The organism is Emcibacter sp. (genome assembly GCF_048269205.1).
GTDB lineage: Bacteria > Pseudomonadota > Alphaproteobacteria > Sphingomonadales > Emcibacteraceae > Emcibacter.
On sequence record NZ_JBLXJC010000001.1, the window covers coordinates 488,242 to 505,774 of the forward strand.

Annotated in this window: 17 protein-coding genes; 10 read left to right on the plus strand and 7 right to left on the minus strand. The window is 57.8% G+C overall.

Annotation, left to right across the window (positions count from 1 at the left end):
• Positions 1–18: 18 nt before the first annotated feature.
• From ileS to ACN0YD_RS02315, 5 genes are read left to right on the plus strand one after another with little or no spacing between them, the layout of a single operon-like run.
• Positions 19–2,859 carry an isoleucine--tRNA ligase gene (gene ileS, locus ACN0YD_RS02295; RefSeq protein WP_417317025.1) on the plus strand — a complete coding sequence of 947 codons (2,841 nt, stop codon included), beginning with the start codon at positions 19–21 and terminating at the stop codon, positions 2,857–2,859.
• Positions 2,859–3,344 carry a signal peptidase II gene (lspA, locus tag ACN0YD_RS02300; protein WP_417317026.1) on the plus strand — a complete coding sequence of 162 codons (486 nt, stop codon included), beginning with the start codon at positions 2,859–2,861 and terminating at the stop codon, positions 3,342–3,344. Before ileS ends, lspA begins: the two co-directional genes overlap by 1 nt.
• A 49-nt stretch (positions 3,345–3,393) precedes the next feature.
• The gene (locus ACN0YD_RS02305) at positions 3,394–3,606 is read left to right on the plus strand and encodes a DUF3035 domain-containing protein (RefSeq protein WP_417317027.1); all 213 of its coding nucleotides are present in this window, start codon (positions 3,394–3,396) and stop codon (positions 3,604–3,606) included.
• 46 nt (positions 3,607–3,652) lie between these two features.
• Positions 3,653–5,059 (plus strand): M16 family metallopeptidase, encoded by a 1,407-nt coding sequence (locus ACN0YD_RS02310; RefSeq protein WP_417317028.1) that lies wholly within the window; start codon positions 3,653–3,655, stop codon positions 5,057–5,059.
• Positions 5,056–6,414, plus strand: a complete 1,359-nt coding sequence (locus ACN0YD_RS02315; RefSeq protein WP_417317029.1) for a M16 family metallopeptidase — start codon at positions 5,056–5,058, stop codon at positions 6,412–6,414. Before ACN0YD_RS02310 ends, ACN0YD_RS02315 begins: the two co-directional genes overlap by 4 nt.
• Positions 6,415–6,432: 18 nt before the next feature.
• Here the strand turns inward: ACN0YD_RS02315 and ACN0YD_RS02320 are convergent, their stop codons facing one another.
• Positions 6,433–6,615, minus strand: a complete 183-nt coding sequence (locus ACN0YD_RS02320; protein WP_417317030.1) for a hypothetical protein — start codon at positions 6,613–6,615, stop codon at positions 6,433–6,435.
• A 209-nt stretch (positions 6,616–6,824) separates the two neighbouring features.
• Between ACN0YD_RS02320 and mutL the strand changes: the two genes are divergently transcribed.
• A complete protein-coding gene (gene mutL, locus ACN0YD_RS02325; RefSeq protein WP_417317031.1) occupies positions 6,825–8,693 on the plus strand; it encodes a DNA mismatch repair endonuclease MutL in 1,869 nt (622 codons plus the stop codon).
• Here the strand turns inward: mutL and ACN0YD_RS02330 are convergent.
• Genes ACN0YD_RS02330 through ACN0YD_RS02340 form a run of 3 tightly spaced genes read right to left on the minus strand, consistent with a single transcriptional unit; the run spans position 8,690 to position 10,482 of the window.
• Positions 8,690–8,881: a hypothetical protein gene (locus ACN0YD_RS02330; protein ID WP_417317032.1), complete on the minus strand. Its 192-nt coding sequence runs from the start codon at positions 8,879–8,881 to the stop codon at positions 8,690–8,692. The two genes, mutL and ACN0YD_RS02330, sit on opposite strands and share 4 nt — an antisense overlap.
• A 39-nt stretch (positions 8,882–8,920) precedes the next feature.
• Positions 8,921–9,472 carry a 16S rRNA (guanine(966)-N(2))-methyltransferase RsmD gene (gene rsmD, locus ACN0YD_RS02335; RefSeq protein ID WP_417317033.1) on the minus strand — a complete coding sequence of 184 codons (552 nt, stop codon included), beginning with the start codon at positions 9,470–9,472 and terminating at the stop codon, positions 8,921–8,923.
• Positions 9,469–10,482: a pseudouridine synthase gene (locus ACN0YD_RS02340; protein ID WP_417317034.1), complete on the minus strand. Its 1,014-nt coding sequence runs from the start codon at positions 10,480–10,482 to the stop codon at positions 9,469–9,471. Before ACN0YD_RS02340 ends, rsmD begins: the two co-directional genes overlap by 4 nt.
• 97 nt (positions 10,483–10,579) lie before the next feature.
• Between ACN0YD_RS02340 and ACN0YD_RS02345 the strand changes: the two genes are divergently transcribed.
• Together ACN0YD_RS02345 and ACN0YD_RS02350 are read left to right on the plus strand one after the other, a co-directional pair.
• A complete protein-coding gene (locus ACN0YD_RS02345) occupies positions 10,580–11,053 on the plus strand; it encodes a nucleoside deaminase (RefSeq protein ID WP_417317035.1) in 474 nt (157 codons plus the stop codon).
• 41 nt (positions 11,054–11,094) lie between these two features.
• Positions 11,095–12,405 carry a mechanosensitive ion channel family protein gene (locus ACN0YD_RS02350; RefSeq protein WP_417317036.1) on the plus strand — a complete coding sequence of 437 codons (1,311 nt, stop codon included), beginning with the start codon at positions 11,095–11,097 and terminating at the stop codon, positions 12,403–12,405.
• Here ACN0YD_RS02350 and ACN0YD_RS02355 read toward each other — a convergent pair whose 3' ends face one another.
• The 3 genes from ACN0YD_RS02355 to purD all read right to left on the minus strand — a co-directional run bounded on the left by ACN0YD_RS02355 (position 12,406) and on the right by purD (position 15,186).
• Positions 12,406–12,633 carry a hypothetical protein gene (locus tag ACN0YD_RS02355; protein ID WP_417317037.1) on the minus strand — a complete coding sequence of 76 codons (228 nt, stop codon included), beginning with the start codon at positions 12,631–12,633 and terminating at the stop codon, positions 12,406–12,408. It abuts the gene before it with no gap.
• Between the two features lie 10 nt (positions 12,634–12,643).
• Positions 12,644–13,801, minus strand: a complete 1,158-nt coding sequence (locus ACN0YD_RS02360) for a Na/Pi symporter (protein ID WP_417317038.1) — start codon at positions 13,799–13,801, stop codon at positions 12,644–12,646.
• 107 nt (positions 13,802–13,908) lie between these two features.
• Positions 13,909–15,186, minus strand: a complete 1,278-nt coding sequence (gene purD, locus ACN0YD_RS02365; protein ID WP_417317039.1) for a phosphoribosylamine--glycine ligase — start codon at positions 15,184–15,186, stop codon at positions 13,909–13,911.
• Between the two features lie 77 nt (positions 15,187–15,263).
• Here purD and xseA point away from each other — a divergent pair, with 77 nt between their 5' ends.
• The gene (gene xseA, locus ACN0YD_RS02370) at positions 15,264–16,730 is read left to right on the plus strand and encodes an exodeoxyribonuclease VII large subunit (protein ID WP_417317040.1); all 1,467 of its coding nucleotides are present in this window, start codon (positions 15,264–15,266) and stop codon (positions 16,728–16,730) included.
• Positions 16,730–17,533 (plus strand): M23 family metallopeptidase, encoded by an 804-nt coding sequence (locus tag ACN0YD_RS02375; protein WP_417317041.1) that lies wholly within the window; start codon positions 16,730–16,732, stop codon positions 17,531–17,533. Before xseA ends, ACN0YD_RS02375 begins: the two co-directional genes overlap by 1 nt.

The window sequence follows — 17,533 nt, forward strand, 5'->3', positions numbered from 1 at the left end:
CTGACAACAAGAAAAGACATGACCAAAGATTATCGCACAAGTATCTTCCTGCCGAAGACCGACTTTCCCATGAAAGGCAACCTGCCTAACCGGGAACCCCAGTGGCTCGAGCGCTGGAGGGAGAACGATATTCCCGGCCGCCTGCGCAGGGAAAGCGAAGGTAAAGAGAAATTTATCCTTCATGATGGCCCGCCCTATGCCAACGGCGATATCCATATTGGTCATGCCCTGAACAAGGTTTTGAAGGACGTGATCGTCCGTGCCAAGCAGATGTCCGGTTTTGATGCAGTGTATGTGCCGGGCTGGGACTGCCACGGCCTGCCAATCGAATGGAAGATCGAGGAAAAATACCGCAAGAAAAAGAAATCCAAGGACGAGGTGCCTTTGAGCGAATTCCGTCAGGAATGCCGCGACTTTGCCGCCCACTGGATTGATGTGCAGCGGGAACAGTTCAAAAGGCTCGGCATTTTCGGCGACTGGGACAATCCCTATCTGACCATGAATTTCGCGTCAGAAGCCAAGATTGAGGAAGAGCTTCTCAAATTCCTGATGAACGGTGGCCTGTACCGGGGCGCCAAGCCTGTCATGTGGTCAGTGGTGGAAAAAACCGCCCTCGCCGAGGCCGAAGTGGAATATCAGGATGTGACCTCCACCCAGATCGATGTGGCCTTCGAAATCACCGACAGCCCGATCAAGGAGCTGGTTGGCGCCAACGCGGTCATCTGGACCACGACCCCCTGGACCATCCCCGTCAACCAGGCGCTGGCTTACGGGGCCGAGGTGGATTATGTGGTGGCCGAGGTTGACGGCAAGCGTGTGCTTGCGGCTGAAGCGTTGCTTGGATCCCTTCTTGGACGTATGGGATATGAAGGGGCGACACCTGCTGCGTTGTGGAAAGGAAAGGGCTCTGATCTCGCCGGTACCAAGGCAAAGCACCCGATGGCGCATCTTGGTGGATTCTATGAAACTCCCCGCCCGTTCCTGTCCGGTGATTTTGTCACCACCGATGCTGGTACCGGCCTGGTGCATATGGCGCCGGACCATGGTGAAGATGACTTCTACCTCTGCAAGGAAAACGGCATCGATCCGGTTTTCGCGGTCACCGACGGCGGCACCTACCGGGATGACTGGCTGTGGCTTGGCGGTCAGGGCAATGTGATCAACAAGAAATTTGTCGCTTCGGACGGCCCGATCTGTAGTGATTTGCGCGACAGCGGTCAGCTGCTGGCGGCAAGCGACGATTTCGAGCATTCGTACCCGCACAGCTGGCGGTCCAAGGCCAAGGTGATCTTCCGCTGTACGCCGCAGTGGTTCATCAGCATGGACACCAACGACCTGCGCGACACGGCACTGAGCGAAATCGAAAAAGTGAAATGGTTCCCTCAGACCGGCCAGAATCGCATCCGTTCCATGGTGGCGGATCGTCCCGACTGGGTGATCTCCCGCCAGCGCGCCTGGGGTGTGCCGATCTCTCTTTTCGTACGCAAGTCCGATGGCGAGCTGTTGAAAGACGAAAATGTCAATCGGCGCATTATCGAGGCTATGAAGGCAGAGGGCGCCGACGCCTGGTTCGCTTCCGAGCCCAGCCGGTTCCTTGGTAACGACTATAATCCTGACGATTATGAACAGGTCATGGACATCCTGGATGTATGGTTCGATTCCGGCTCCACCCATAGCTTCGTGCTGGAGGACCGCCCTGACCTGCAGAGCCCGGCTGACCTTTACCTGGAAGGTACCGATCAGCATCGTGGCTGGTTCCAGTCCTCGCTTCTGGAAAGTTGCGGCACCCGGGGCCATGCGCCCTACAAGGCGGTGCTGACCCACGGCTTTACCCTGGATGAAAAGGGACTGAAAATGTCCAAGTCTCTGGGCAACGGCGTCGATCCGCAGAAGGTGGTCAATCAGTATGGCGCCGACATCATCCGCCTGTGGGTGACCTCCACCGATTATTTCAACGATCACCGGATCGGCGACAATATCATCAAGGGCCAGGTGGAAGCCTACCGCAAGATTCGCAACACGCTGCGCTTCCTGCTCGGCAACCTGGAAGGATTCGCCGAGGAAGAGCGTCTGCCGGTATCCGAGATGCCGGAACTGGAACGTTGGGTACTGCATCGCCTGAGCGAACTGGACGTGCTGGTGCGCGACTGCATCGAGAATTATAATTTCCACCGGATGTATAATGCGCTCTATAACTTCTGCATTGTCGATCTGAGTGCGTTCTATTTCGACATCCGCAAGGATGCGCTTTATTGCGATGGGCTGATGACGTCGCGTCACCGGGCCGCGCGTACGGTACTGGATGCCATTTTCCATTGCCTGACCCGCTGGATGGCCCCGATTTTGGCCTTTACGGCTGACGAGGTCTGGCAGGCCCGTTTCCCTGATGACAGGGACAGCGTACATCTGAAGGAATTCTATGATGTGCCGGCCGACTGGCGCGACGAGGCGCTGGCCGCCAAATGGTCGAAGGTCCGGTCCCTGCGCCGGGTGGTGACCGGGGCACTGGAAGTGGAACGTCGCGAGAAGCGCATCGGCTCCAGCCTGCAGGCGAAAGTGGCGGTTTACGTGGCCGATGGTGGCTATGTGGACGCCCTGAAAGACATCGACCTCGCCGAAATCAGTATCACATCCATGGCGTCCCTGGTGGAAGCCGCGGCACCGGCAGGGGCCTTTACCCTTGAAGATGTGGCGGATGTGGCTGTGGTGCCGGAACTTGCCGATGGTAACAAGTGCGAACGCTGCTGGCAGGTGCTGCCGGAAGTGGGCACCATCGACGGGCATGAAGACATCTGCGGCCGCTGCGCCGAAGCGGTGGACGCGCTGGGTATCGAGCTTCCGGAAAAAGAAGAGGCCTGATGTTTGCTCGCGGTCTGATCCTGGCAGCTGTTGTTTTCCTGCTGGACCGTCTCAGCAAATGGTGGTTCATGGACGTCTATGAACTGGCCCGGAAGGGCGTGGTCGAAATCCTGCCCGTATTTAATGTTGTTATGGTCTGGAATCGCGGCGTCAGCTTCAGTCTTTTTTCTGCGGAGACGGACACAGGCCGTTGGTTTCTGGTGGGAATGACTTCTGTGATCGTTGCCATATTGCTGTTTTGGCTCAGATCCGTGCACACTCGTCTCACAATGGTGGCAATAGGGCTTGTCATTGGCGGCGCAATTGGTAACATCTATGACCGCGTCATATACGGGGCTGTGGCAGACTTTTTTCAGTTCCATGTGGGGGACTGGTCTTTTGCAGTGTTCAATGTGGCGGACTGTTTTATATCCTGCGGAGCAGTGGTGCTGGCCTGGGATGCCTTTTTCGGCAGCGGTCGCGCCGACAAGGAACAAAAGAACTGACAGGACTGTCACCCTGAATGGCAGATATCGATTGAAAGGGAATATTTTGGTGATCAGACATGTAATGTTAATCGGGGCAACGGCAATGACCCTCATTCTTTCCGCCTGTGGCGGGAAGGACGCTCCGGACGAGTTTCTGGTTCTTAAAAACCCGTCTCTGGCGGTACCGCCGGAATATCACCTGCGTCCGCCGGGAGATGATGGCGCGACGGAAACCTATACGCCGGAAGAACTGGCCCGTCAGGCTTTGTTCGGCGAATAATCCTGTTGCTTTCCTGTGACATGACCTCTCCGGACGGGAGACTGAAATGACCGGCTTTTTCCTCCAGACAAGAAGAGTAAGGCAGGGCGCGGTGTTCATCGCTGTCCTGGTGCTTCTGTTTGTCTTTTCTGCGTCTGCCCGCCCGGACCAGGCGATTGTCGACAGCTTCACACTGGATAACGGCATGCAGGTGGTGGTCATTCCCGATCACCGCGCGCCCATCGCGACCCATATGGTCTGGTATCATGTCGGGGCGGCTGACGATCCGAAGGGACAGTCCGGCCTCGCGCATTTTCTCGAGCATATGATGTTCAAGCGCACGGAAAAACTGGCCGAGGGGGAATATTCCCGCATCGTCGCCCGCAATGGCGGCCGGCAGAATGCCTTCACTTCCGCTGATTATACAGGCTACTACCAGACTGTGGCTGTGGATCGCCTGCCGCTGATGATGGAACTTGAGGCTGACCGCATGGTGGGCCTGGTTCTGGACGAACAGGACATTGTCTCGGAGCGTGATGTGGTGCTGGAAGAGCGCAGCATGCGCATTGACAGCCAGCCCATGTCCCTGCTCAGGGAACAGATGGCCGCGGCCCAATACAGTATTCATCCTTACGGCATTCCGATCATTGGCTGGCGCCGGGAGCTGGAAAAGCTGTCGCTGGAGAATGTGCGGAATTTCTATGATAAATATTATAATCCGGCGAATGCCGTCCTTGTCGTTGCCGGGGATGTGACAACGGATCAGATTCGGGATCTTGCTGAAAAATACTATGGCCCTCTCAAGGGGACGCCGTTGCCGAAACGGAAGCGCCCGCAGGAACCTGAACAGGCCGAAGCCAAACGTGTGGATTATCGGGATCAGCGAGTTCAGCAGCCCACCTGGCTTCGCAGCTATCATGCCCCCAGCTACAGCGCCGGTGAAAAGCAGCATGCCCCTGCGCTGGATGTGCTGGGTGAAATCCTGGGAGGGGGTGTGACCAGTCGCCTTTATCAGAAGCTTGTGGTCGAACAACAGGTGGCCGTGGCCTCGGGTAGCCAGTACAGCTCTACATCCTATGATCCCGACAGCTTTCTTTTGTATGCCATTCCGCGTCCCGGCCTGGCGGAAACGCCCGAAAAGGCGCTGGAGATACTGGAACAGGCCACTGACGGGGTGATCGCCGACCTGCTGGACAAGGGCGTCAGCGACGAGGAATTGAACCGGGTGAAAAACAGTCTCGTGGCGGATATGATCTATGCCCGGGATTCAAACAGCACCATGGCCCAGATTTTCGGCCAGGCGCTGACCAGTGGCAATACCATCAAGGATGTCCTTGCCTGGCCTGATAACATTCGGGCTGTGACAAAACAGGACGTGCTGGAGGCGGCGAGGTATGTGCTGGACATCCGGAAGTCTGTTACCGGACGGTTGTTACCGGAAATGCAGCCTGAGGCAGAGGGAGTTACAAAATGAAACTGAGATCCCTGCTTCTGTTCCTGACAGTGATTCTGGCCCTGCCGGCCGGGCGCGTTCTAGCGGCCATGGATATCCAGAAAGTGATCAGCCCGCTGGGTGTTGAAGCCTGGCTGGTGGAAAATCACACCATTCCGTTGATCAGCATACGTTTTGCTTTCCAGGGCGGCGAAGTGAAGGACCCGGCTCACAAGGCGGGCCTGTCAGCCTTGGTGTCCGGCCTTCTGGATGAAGGCGCGGGTGATCTGGACTCCCGCGCATTTCAGAGCCGACTCGAAGAAAAAGCCATCAAGCTTGGCTTTTCATCCGGACGGGACCGTTTTAGCGGTTACCTCAAGACATTGACAGAAAACCGGTCTGAAGCCTTTGATCTTCTTTCCCTGGCCCTGAACAGGCCCAGATTCGATCAGGACGCCATTGACCGTGTTCGCCAGCAACTGATCACCATTTTGCTCAGGCAGAAGGAAGATCCGGGCAGCATGGCGTCTGAAATCTTCCGGGAACATACCTTTCCCGACCACCCCTATGGTGTCAGCCCCATCGGGACCGAGGAGACCCTGAAGGCTCTCAGTCGGGACGATCTGGTGCAATATATGGAAGAGCGCGTGACCCGGGATCGGCTGGTGATCAGTGTGGTTGGCGATGTGACGGCCGAGGAACTGGGCGATCTTCTGGACCGGGCCTTTGGTTCACTGGTGGACGAGGCCATTGATGCCCGTGTTACCGACGCCAAGCCGAAGATGCCGGCAGCTCTGTATCTTAAGCGGCATCCCGGCCATCAGTCTAAAATCCTGTTCGGCCATGCGGGGATCAAGCGTCTGGACCCGGACTGGTATGCGGCCTATGTGATGAACTATATTCTGGGCGGTGGTGGCCTGACATCACGCCTGTCGGAAGTGGTGCGCGAGGAAAATGGTTTGGCCTATTCGGTGGGAACCGGATTTCAGCCCATGGAATACAGTGGGCTGTTCAGCGGCAGCATGGGCACACAGAATGAGCGTGCGTCGGAAGCCATTGCCCTGACGCGGCAGGAAATTCGCCGCCTTCGCGAAGAGGGGGTGACAGAGAAGGAACTGGAAGATGCCAAGACCTATCTCACCGGTTCCTATGCGCTTAATTTTTCCACCAGCGATGCCATTGCCGGGCAATTGCTCGGGGCCCAGATTCTGGGATTTGAACCGGTCTATTTTGACCGCCGCAATGAATATATCGATGCGGTCACCTGCGACCAGATCCGCCGGGTTGCCAGGCGCCTGCTGCATCCGGATAAATTGTTCTGGGTTGTTGTGGGAAGTCCTGTCGGGCTTGAAACTCTGGATATTCCGCTGAGGGGCGATGCGGTGATAAAGGAATAGGGAAGACGGTGACCGGGATCAGATGCCCGGCCGGCTCCCGCGGTGCTCGCCGCGCAAGTCCCGCAGCAGTTTGATTTCCACGACCAGCAGAAGAATGCTGCCGGCTGCCAGCAGAACCTGGTGTTTGTCTGCAATACCCAGCGCTGCGGCGGAAAGTCCGCCAAGCCCCAGCCCGAAAATAAGACCATGTACAAGTTTCATATGTGTTCCCCGGCAATTAATGTTGTTTTCTTCTAGACGTTTTGGTTTGCCCTAACCATGATTTGGATCCTAGCCCCCTAATATGTCTTCCGCATGTCAGCAATGTGAAAATATAGGGCTATTTTGTGGCAGACAGACTTGCTAAGATGCCGTCCGAAGGGATAAGACTTGCAGGGGAAAAATACAAATAAACCGGAGATCAATTTTACGTGAAGATCCGCCGCCTTTCCGAAAGTACTATCAACCGAATTGCCGCCGGGGAAGTGATTGAGCGTCCGGCCAGCGCCGTGAAGGAGCTGGTGGAAAATGCGCTTGACGCCGGGGCCCGTAACATTGGGGTAATGATGGCCCGTGGAGGCCGGGAACTGATTGCGGTAACCGATGACGGTTGCGGCATGGACCGGGATGAACTGGAGCTGGCAGTGGAGCGACATGCCACCAGCAAGCTTCGCGAAGACGACCTCACCCATATTACCACCATGGGCTTCCGCGGCGAGGCCCTGCCGTCCATCGCTTCTGTGGCCCGCTTTGCCATGTCGAGCCGCCCGCAGGGTTCTGACGAAGGCTGGCGAATGGAAATCGAGGGCGGTAAAAAGAAGGCCGTGCAGCCGGCGGCGCAGGGGCCTGGTACCCGGGTGGAGGTGAGGGACCTTTTCTTCGCGACGCCGGCCCGGCTCAAATTTCTCAAGACCGAACGCACAGAATATTCATATGCCCTCGATGTGATGAAACGTCTTGCCATGGCCCATCCGGAGGTGGCCTTTTCCTTGAGCGACGGGGAACGGAAAAGCTTTCAGGTTTCTGCCGCGCAAGGGGAGCTCCTGGACAGCCGCCTCAGGCGCCTGTCGGCCATTCTCGGGCATGAGTTCGCCGATAATTCCCTTGCCATAGAGGTGGAGCGGGAAGGTATTCGGCTCAGCGGTTTTGCCGGGCTACCCACCTTTAACCGGGGCAACGCCCAGCACCAGTATCTGTTTGTCAACGGCCGACCGGTCAAGGACAAGCTGCTCACCGGCGCCGTCCGCGGGGCCTATATGGACTATCTGGCCCGGGACCGGCATCCGGTGCTTGCCCTGTTTCTGGAGGTGCCGCCGGAACTGGTCGATGTGAATGTGCATCCGGCCAAGGCTGAGGTGCGTTTCCAGGACAGCGCCCTGATCCGCGGCCTGATTGTCGGCAGTTTGCGCCGGGCGCTGGAAGGGGCCGGACACCGGTCGTCCAGCACAGTGGCTGACCAGGCTCTGGGCGCCATGCGGCCTGAACTTTCCGAACCCGCATTGAAACCCCATAGCGGCATGTATCAGGGAAATTATGGTCGTTACCGCTCAACACCTTCCTATCCTTCCGGATTTGCCGACCAGGCGTCGGAGTTCCAGCGTCCTCTGGACCAGGGCAGGCAGTATGGTCTTGGAGAGCAGGAAGAGCAGCCTTTCGCCCCGCCGGTGGGCCGTCATGAGGCGGAGCAGGCACCTTCTGCAAATCAGCCGGACCTGACCAAATATCCCCTGGGGGCCGCCCGGGGACAGCTCCATGAAACCTATATCATCGCCCAGACGGAAAGCGGCATCGTACTGGTGGACCAGCATGCCGCCCATGAACGGCTGGTTTACGAGCGAATGAAAAAGAATATGGCCGAAACCGGCGTACCGCGCCAGACCCTGCTGCTGCCGGAGGTGGTGGAGATCGACCAGGGCGCCGCCGACCGTCTTGCGGCACGAACGGAAGAGCTTTCCGAGCTTGGTCTGGTGCTGGAAGCCTTCGGCGAGGGGGCCGTAGTGGTTCGGGAGGCACCTGCCTTGCTGGGCGATACGGACATCAAGGGGCTGGTGCGCGATCTTGCCGACGAGCTTGCCGAACTGGACGAAGCGCTGTCTCTGAAAGAGCGGCTGGAGGAGGTTTGCTCCACCATGGCCTGTCACGGCAGTGTGCGGGCTGGAAGGCGTTTGACGACCGAGGAAATGAATGCCCTGCTCCGGGAGATGGAGGCTACCCCCCATTCCGGCCAGTGCAATCATGGTCGCCCTACCTATGTGGAACTGAAACTGTCCGATGTGGAGAGACTGTTCGGCCGCCGCTAACTCTCGTCGCTAAAGGCAGTTTCCACTTCCGGGATTGCCCGCTCGAGCAATTCCACCACCGATGTCATGTCGTCCTTCCTGGCTTCTTCAAGCAGATATTTCAGGCAGGCGATACTATCGTCCCGGTCACGCCGGACCATGGCCAGATACACTTCCAGATCAAATTCTGCATTTTCCCCCTCAGGCATGCAGAAATTATACAACTATAAGTTGTATTTATAAATAATCTATTTGTCGTATTTCAGGATGGTGATCCTGCTATCGCCATAGGTTCGGAAGGTGAGCTCCTCAAGCCTGTCCGGGAAGTCCGGTTCTTCATCATGTGCGCATTCGGCGACCACCAGGCAGCCGTCCGCCAATGCTTTTTTAGAGAGCAGATTGTCGAGGGCCGGCCGGAGGAGATTCTTGTGATAGGGCGGATCAAGGAAGACCAGGCCGTAGGGTATCTCGGGGGCGGGCAGGCGGATGGCGTCCATGCCGATACAGAGGCATTGTTCCTCTGCCTTGAGGAGCGTGATATTCTCTTTTACCAGCGTGAAAGACCGTCGGTCCTTGTCGGCGAAAGTCACATGGACTGCACCGCGGGACAGGGCCTCCAGTCCCAAAGCGCCGGTACCGGCAAAGGCGTCCAACACATGAAGCCCATTGAATTCGAGCCCGAGGCTGTTCTGCAGCAGGTTAAACAGTGTCTCCCGCATCCGGTCTGTGGTTGGCCGGATATGCTGGCCTGAAGGAGCCTTCAGCCTGCGGCCGCGGTATGTTCCGGCAATCAGCCTCATTTTTTCCGGGGAGTTCTGGTGGGGGCTGGTTTGCGCTGGGCACCGCTGCTCTGCTTCCCGGCAGCTCTGGTTGCAGATTTACGTTCGATCCTCTTTGCCAGGGAAGCGTCCGCCGCGGCCTTTTGGCGCTGCTTGCTATCCCGGCGCGGGTTCGCCCGGCCACCTGTTTTGGGCTTTGCCCTGGCCCAGCCTGTCTTTTGTTTCGGTTTGGGGGCCGGTTTTTTCTCCTCGGCCACTTCCACTCCACGAGCCACAAAGAAGGGGCGGCAGAGCTGATGCAGGGCGTCTTTTTCGACCTCGACCACGGCGCCCCGTTCAAGCTTGCCCAGGTCGAAGGGGCCATAGCTGAGCCGGATCAGGCGGGTAACCTGCAGGCCGACATATTCCAGAAGTTTGCGCACTTCCCGGTTCTTGCCTTCGCGGATACCGACGGTGAGCCAGAGATTGGACTTTTCCTGTTCACCCAGCTCAACTTCCACTTCCCGGTAGACCACACCGTCAATGGTCACGCCTTCCTTGATTTCCTCCAGTTTCCTTTTCGAGGGTCGGCCATGGGCGCGGACTTTGTAGCTGCGCAGCCAGCCGGTGGCTGGCAGCTCCATCCAGCGGCTCAGTTCTCCGTCGTTGGTCAGCAGGATCAGGCCTTCCGTATTGAGATCAAGCCGGCCCACGGAAATCACCCTCGGCAGGTGGGCGGGCAGAGCCTCGAAAATGGTGGGGCGTCCTTCCGGATCGTGGTAGCTGGTCACCCGTCCTGGCGGTTTGTGATACAGCCACAGGCGCGCCGGTTCCGGCTCCTTTACCTTCATGCCGTCAACGGTAATGCCCTCGGTGGAGGTGATCAGCGTCGCCGGGGTGGTGATGACCCGGCCGTGCTGTTTGACCATGCCGGCTTCGATCATGCGCTCCACGGCGCGGCGGGAGCCGACACCGGCCCGGGCCAGCAGCTTGGCAATTCGTTCTCCCTTTGAAGTTTCCTGGGGAGTATCTTCAGTTTTCTCTTCGGTCATATCCGTCATCCGTAAACAAGCGCGCACCATAGACCTGTTGTGGAAAAAATCAATGTAATCCTTCGTTATGGCCCGCTTTCGGCTTGACCTTTATAGCATGAAAACGCACTCTGCCCCCATGATGTTGTCACCCCATATGAAGCGGGCGCTGGAGCTTGCCGCCAAAGCTGCCGATCAGGGCGAGGTCCCGGTCGGTGCCGTCATCGTGCATGGCCCGACGGACCGGCTGCTTGCGGAAGCTCATAACCGGGTACTGCTGGACAAGGATCCGTCTGCCCATGCGGAGTTGCTTGCCATCCGGCAGGCCTGCCGCACCCTCGACAGTGAACGGCTCGTCGACTGTGACCTCTATGTGACCCTGGAGCCCTGCCCCATGTGCGCCCAGGCGATCAGCTTTGCCCGCATACGACGGCTGTATTACGGGGCGGAAGATCCCAAAGGCGGCGGGGTCGAACACGGCCCCAGAATATTTGCCTCTTCAAGCTGCCATCACCGGCCGGAAGTTTACGGCGGCCCCGGCGGCGAACAGGCGGGCGCCCTGCTCAGGGAATTCTTCCGTACCCGACGCTGAAGTCCTTTTGCATTTTGCCTGAAAGCGGTTAAACTCATGACATGGAAGCGATAATAGCCAGAAGCCGGGATCTCGCCCGGCAGTTAATGGAATGGGTGCAGGGGGATGTCCTGACCTATGAAAGCCTTGCGCAACTGGCCACTGTTTTTGTCATGCTGTTGATCAGCTCGGGCATTGTTTTCTGGCTCAAGCCGGCAATCAAAAAACTTTGGGGTGAAACATCCACTTTCCAGAAACTTGAAGGCCTTTATCTCAATCCCCTTTATTTGCCGGTGATCTGGCTGATTTTCCTGCAGATTGCCCAGACAATCATGGAGGCCCAGCTGACGCCGACGGGGGTTATGCGGGTGGCCATCAGCCTTCTTTCCGCCTGGATACTGATCCGCCTTGCGACAAACCTTATCAAAACGCGGGAAATTGCGCGGCTGGTGAGGATATTCGTCTGGATTCTGGTGGCGCTCAATATCGTTGGCTGGCTTGATCCGGTCATGGCGATGATGGACCAGACCCGCTTTGCCCTGGGGGAGGCGGAAATCAGTGTCCTTGGCTTCATTGTCGGCATTCTGACCCTTCTGATCCTGGTCTGGGTGGGGAACCTGCTGGCCAACCTGATGGAAAACTGGCTCAGGCGCGTGCCGACGGTTACCCCCTCGGCCCGGGTGCTGCTGGGCAAGGTCTCGCGCATTTTGCTGGTCACGCTGGCTTTCCTGATTGCCCTGTCCAGTGTGGGGATTGACCTCACGGCGCTGGCCGTCTTTGGTGGCGCCATCGGTGTCGGGCTTGGTTTCGGCCTGCAGAAGGTGGTCTCCAACTTTATTTCCGGGGTTATCCTGCTGCTGGATCGCTCCATCAAGCCGGGGGATGTGATTGAGGTATCAGGCACTTACGGGCGCATCGACAAGCTTGCGGCCCGCTATACCTCGGTGATTTCCCGGGACGGACGTGAACATCTGGTCCCGAACGAGGACATGATCACCCAGCCGGTGATCAACTGGACCTACACCAATTCCGAGGTCCGCCGTCATTTGCCGGTGGGGATTTCCTACGGCTCCAATCTGGACCGGGCTATTGAAATCCTGCTTGAGGCGGCTGATGAAACGCCGCGGGTGCTGAAGGCCCCGGCGCCACGGGTGCTGATCAAGGGTTTCGGGGATAGCTCCATCGATCTGGAGCTGCGCGCCTGGATCGCCGACAGCGAACATGGGGTCACCAATGTGGCCAGTGACGTCTATTACCTGATCTGGAAGAAGTTCCAGGAAGACGACAGCGTCGAAATGCCGTTCCCGCAACGGGATGTGCATATTGTCTCGGACGTGCGTATGAAGGATATGAAGGACCGTCCGGAGAGCTGATTACCTTTTCTTCATCTCCTGGAACAGGGCGGTGAGGAAGGTTTTCAGGTTGCCGAGCCGGTGTTCGGCTTCGTCCATATGTTCTTCCAGATGCTCCACTTCCTCATGCTGGGAACGGAGCTCGCGCGCCTCAAGCTCTTCCTTCATCAGGACGAGCATTTCTTCCGTGTCCGCGATCAGTTTTTTCAGCTTTTTATTGGAAAGTTGTGAAAGATCTTTTTCTGCCATTTTTAATTCCTCAACTGAATGCTCTGTAAAGAAGAACCATAAGCCCGGGGGCTACAAAAAACACGCCAAGCAGATAGACTATGGCATAAATTTTATTCTCTGTGGAGACCCTGCCTAGCCACATGGCGCCGGCCATGGGAAGCTGTCTCAGCGGTTTGATGCCGAAAATCAGCAAGACGGCGGCAATGTTAAAACAGAGATGCACCATGGCCACCTGCAGCGCCAGTACGGCGGTCGGTCCGCTCACACCCGTCGCCGCCAGCAGGGCGGTGATGGTGGTGCCGATATTGGCGCCGAGCGTAAAAGGATAAATCTGTTTCAGCCGGAACACGCCGCTTCCCGCCAGCGGCACCATCAGGCTTGTGGTGGTGGAAGAAGACTGCACCAGTACGGTGACAATGGCGCCGGAGGTAATGCCGGTCAGCGGGCCCTTGCCGATGGCACCGTGCATGATCCGTTTGGCCCGTCCCACCATCAGCTTTTTCAAAAGCCTGCCGATCCAGGTGATGGAGATGAAGATGATGGCGACGCCAAAAATGATCAGGATGATACTGCCGACCTCGGCCGAGAGCATATGGGCGATATCCTTGAATTCATTGATGATCGGCTTGGTGGCCGGCTTGATGAAATTGAGCCCCTTGACGCTCATATCCTCGCCGCCGACAAGGTGGCCTGACAGCCAGCCGCCGATTTTGCCCAGAAAGCCGAACATGATTTCCAGGGGCAGGAAAATAATCACCGCCATGACATTGAAGAAATCATGCACCGTGGCGGCGGCAAAGGCCCGGCGGAATTCCTTTTTCTTGCGCACATGGCCCATGCTGACGATGGTGTTGGTGATGGTGGTGCCGATATTGGCGCCCATGACCATGGGAATTGCCGTTTCCACCGGAAGGCCGCCGGCGACCAGCCCGACGATGATCGAGGTGACGGTGGAGGAAGACTGGATCATGGAGGTGGCAATCACCCCGATGATCAGGCCCATAAAGGGATTGGTGGCAAATTCAAAAAGCTCTTCTGCGTGCCCCTTGGTGGCGCCCTTGAAGCCGGAGCCGATCATGCCCACGGCACAGATCAACATATAAACCAGAAAGGCGACAAAGAACCATTGAATGATTGTCTGCCAGAGTTGTTTTTCCTGTTCCCCCGCCGCCGTTATATCGGTCATGCCATCCCCTCGGATAAGAATCATCTAAATTGGGCGGCATGATTCCACGGGCGTCATATTATTGCAACAAAACTGTCACAATTAATGGCGGCAGGAAGGTGTGTTGATCAGGACTGTTCCCGCTCAATGGCGCGCCAGCCGATGTCACGGCGGCAGAAACCGTTGTCCCAGTCGATTTTATCAAGGGCGATGTAGGCTTTTTTCTGCGCCTCGGTGATGCTTTCGCCTCGGGCCGTGACATTCAGGACACGCCCGCCGGTAGCGAGGATTTTACCATCCTGCTTTTTGGTACCGGCGTGGAAGATGACGACATCCTTGTCGGATCCTGCGGCTTTAAGGTTTTTGATTTCGGTATTTTTCTCGTAGGAGCCGGGATAGCCCTTGGCGGCCATAACCACAGTCAGGGCGTTGTCATCATGCCAGTCGAGATTTTCCTGATCCAGAGTGCCGCTGGCGGTGGCCATCAGCGCCGGCACGATGTCTGATTTCAGGCGCATCATCAGAACCTGACATTCCGGGTCGCCGAAGCGCACGTTATATTCAATCAGTTCCGGTCCCTTGTTGGTGATCATCAGTCCCGCATAGAGCACACCGGTAAAGGGATAGCCTTCTTCCTTCATACCGCGCACGGTCGGCAGGATAATTTCGTTGATGGTGCGTTCCACCAGGTCCGGGGTCATGACCGGGGCCGGGCTGTAAGCGCCCATGCCGCCGGTGTTCAGGCCGGTATCGCCGTCGCCCACTCGCTTGTGATCCTGGGCGGTGGCCAGCGGCAGGATATTTTCCCCGTCAGTCAGGACAAAGAAACTGGCTTCCTCACCGTCGAGGAATTCCTCGACCACCAGTTCCGCACCGGCGTCACCGAACTGGCCGCCGAAGATATCGTCCACGGCCTGGTGGGCTTCTTCAACGGACGTGGCAATGATCACGCCCTTGCCGGCGGCCAGGCCATCCGCCTTGACCACGATCGGGGCGCCCTTGTCGGAAATGAAGGCCTTGGCAGGGGCGGCCTCGGTAAAGCGGCCGTAGGCCGCCGTCGGGATATTATATTTGGCGCACAGGTCTTTGGTGAATCCCTTGGAGCCCTCGAGCTGGGCCGCATCGGCAGTGGGGCCGAAGGCCGGGATTTCGGCAATCTGCAGGCTGTCTACAAGGCCCTCCACCAAGGGGGCTTCCGGGCCGACAACAACGAGTTCCACATCATTTTCATCGCAGAATGTGATCACCGCGCCGTGATCGGCAAGGTCCAGTTTCACCGGTTCTGCAATATCGTCCATGCCGCCGTTGCCGGGGGCGGTGAAGATTTTATCCACCAGCGGGGACTGGGCGATTTTCCAGGTCAGCGCATGTTCGCGGCCGCCTGAACCGATGATCAGAATATTCATGCAGATTAATCCTGTTAAAAAAAATTTCCCTCTTGTACCATAAGCAAAACGATATTCAAGTAGAGCCCGTGGAGCAGATGTCAGATTATCCCTATTCCTCCGAGCAGCAGTCCAGCAATGCCCCTGAATATTCCGTCACCGAGCTCAGTGTTTCGCTGAAGCGGTTTGTCGAGGAGAATTTCGGCTATGTGCGGGTGCGGGGTGAGATTAGCGGTTTCAAGCAGGCGGCTTCCGGCCATGTCTATCTCGCTCTCAAGGATGAAAAATCGGTTCTCGACGGCGTCATGTGGAAAGGTACGGCGGGACGTCTCAATTTCCGGCCCGAGGACGGGCTCGAAGTCATCTGCACCGGCAAGCTGACCACCTATCCCGGACGTTCCAAATATCAGATCGTCATTGACCGCATGGAGCCTGCCGGCGCCGGCGCCCTGATGGCGCTTCTGGAGGAACGCAAGAAGAAACTGGCCGCCGAAGGCCTGTTTGAACCCTCCCGCAAGAAGCCGATTCCCTACCTGCCCGAGGTCATTGGTGTTGTGACGTCACCGACCGGGGCGGTGATCCGCGATATCCTGCACAGGCTCCGCGACCGTTTTCCGCGCCGAGTGCTGGTCTGGCCGGTGCTGGTGCAGGGGGAAGGGGCGGCTGACCAGATCACCGAAGCCATCCGGGGATTTAACCAAATGCCCGAGGGCGGCGATCTGCCGCGCCCGGATGTGTTGATTGTGGCGCGTGGCGGCGGCAGCCTCGAAGACCTCTGGAGTTTCAACGAAGAAAATGTGGTGCGGGCCGCGGCGGAAAGCCGTATTCCGCTGATCAGTGCCGTCGGGCATGAAACCGACACCACCCTGATTGACTATGCCTCGGACCGGCGTGCGCCGACCCCGACGGCAGCGGCGGAAATGGCGGTACCGGTGCGTGCCGACCTGGTCTATACGGTAGAAGATCTTGTTGCCCGCCAGAACCGGGCCGTCCAGCGTCTGCTTGCCGAACGCCGCCAGCGGGTGGAGGGACTTGGCCGCGGTCTGCCCAAACCGCAGGATCTGTTGTCCCTCAGTCAGCAGAAGTTTGATGATTTTAGCGAACGCTTGCCCCGGGCGCTGAAAAACCTGAGCGACCGCCAGCAGATGCGTCTGGAAACGGTCAGTCATCGCCTGCGCTCTGACATTCTGGTGCGCGACATCGGGCGACAGACTGACAGAACTGGCGATCTTGGCCAGCGTCTTGATCGGGCCGCCGGGCGACAGATCGATCAGCACCGCAGGGCTTTGGAAAGCTCAACCCGCTTGTTTGACAGCCTCAATTACAAGCGGGTGCTGGATCGCGGCTATGCGGTGATCCGCGGTGATGACGGCAAGGCGGTGACGGTGGCGGCCGATGTATCGGCCGGTAACCTGCTGGATATCGAGTTCCGGGACGGTCATGTGGCCGCCCGGGCCGAGGGCGATGGACCTCCCAAACTGTCATCGCCACAGAAAAAACAAAAACGTCCCGCAAAATCATCACCGAAATCTTCGAAAGATGACCGGCAGGAGAGTTTGTTCTAATGATGGTGCGACTGTTTTTTCTGATCTCCATTTTTGGACCGCTGGCGGCCACGGCAGAGGAATTCCGGGTGCCCGATACCCTGACCCAGGGCGGCTTTTATGTGGGCAAGGCCCCGAAAGAGGCGGAAGTCTGGTTCCGGGGGCGCAGGGTGCGAACAACACCGGCCGGCTATTTCCCTTTCGGCCTGAACTGGAAGGAAGGCAAAAAAGTCTCCTTCCGGGTAGTGAACGGGGACGGAACCGAGAAAACATACAGCTTTGCGGTGGCCGAGCAGAAATATGATGTTTCTGTTGTGGATGGCCTGCCGCCGAAAATGGTAACCCCGCCGCCGGAAGTACAGGAACGGATCAAGCAGGATTCGATCAGGGTGCGTGAGGCCCGCAAGTCCGACAGCGATCTCAGCGATTTCGGCAAGCCCATGATCTGGCCGGTCAAGGGGCGTATTTCCGGTCATTTCGGTAACCACCGGATTTTGAATGGGGAGCCGCGCAGCCCCCATACAGGCATGGATATTGCGGCACCCGAAGGCACACCCGTTGTGGCGCCCTGGGGTGGCCGGGTGACGATGGTGGCTGACCTTTATTATACCGGCAATACGGTGATCATCGATCACGGCTATGGGGTCAGTACCGTTTATTGCCACCTGTCCTCGGTTGATGTGGAGCAAAACCAGGAAATCGAGCAGGGCGCTGACCTGGGCAAGGTCGGCATGACCGGCCGGGCCACCGGACCGCACCTGCATTGGGGGCTGAACTGGTACGGGGAACGGCTCAATCCGGAATTGTCACTCCCCAGTCCCTGA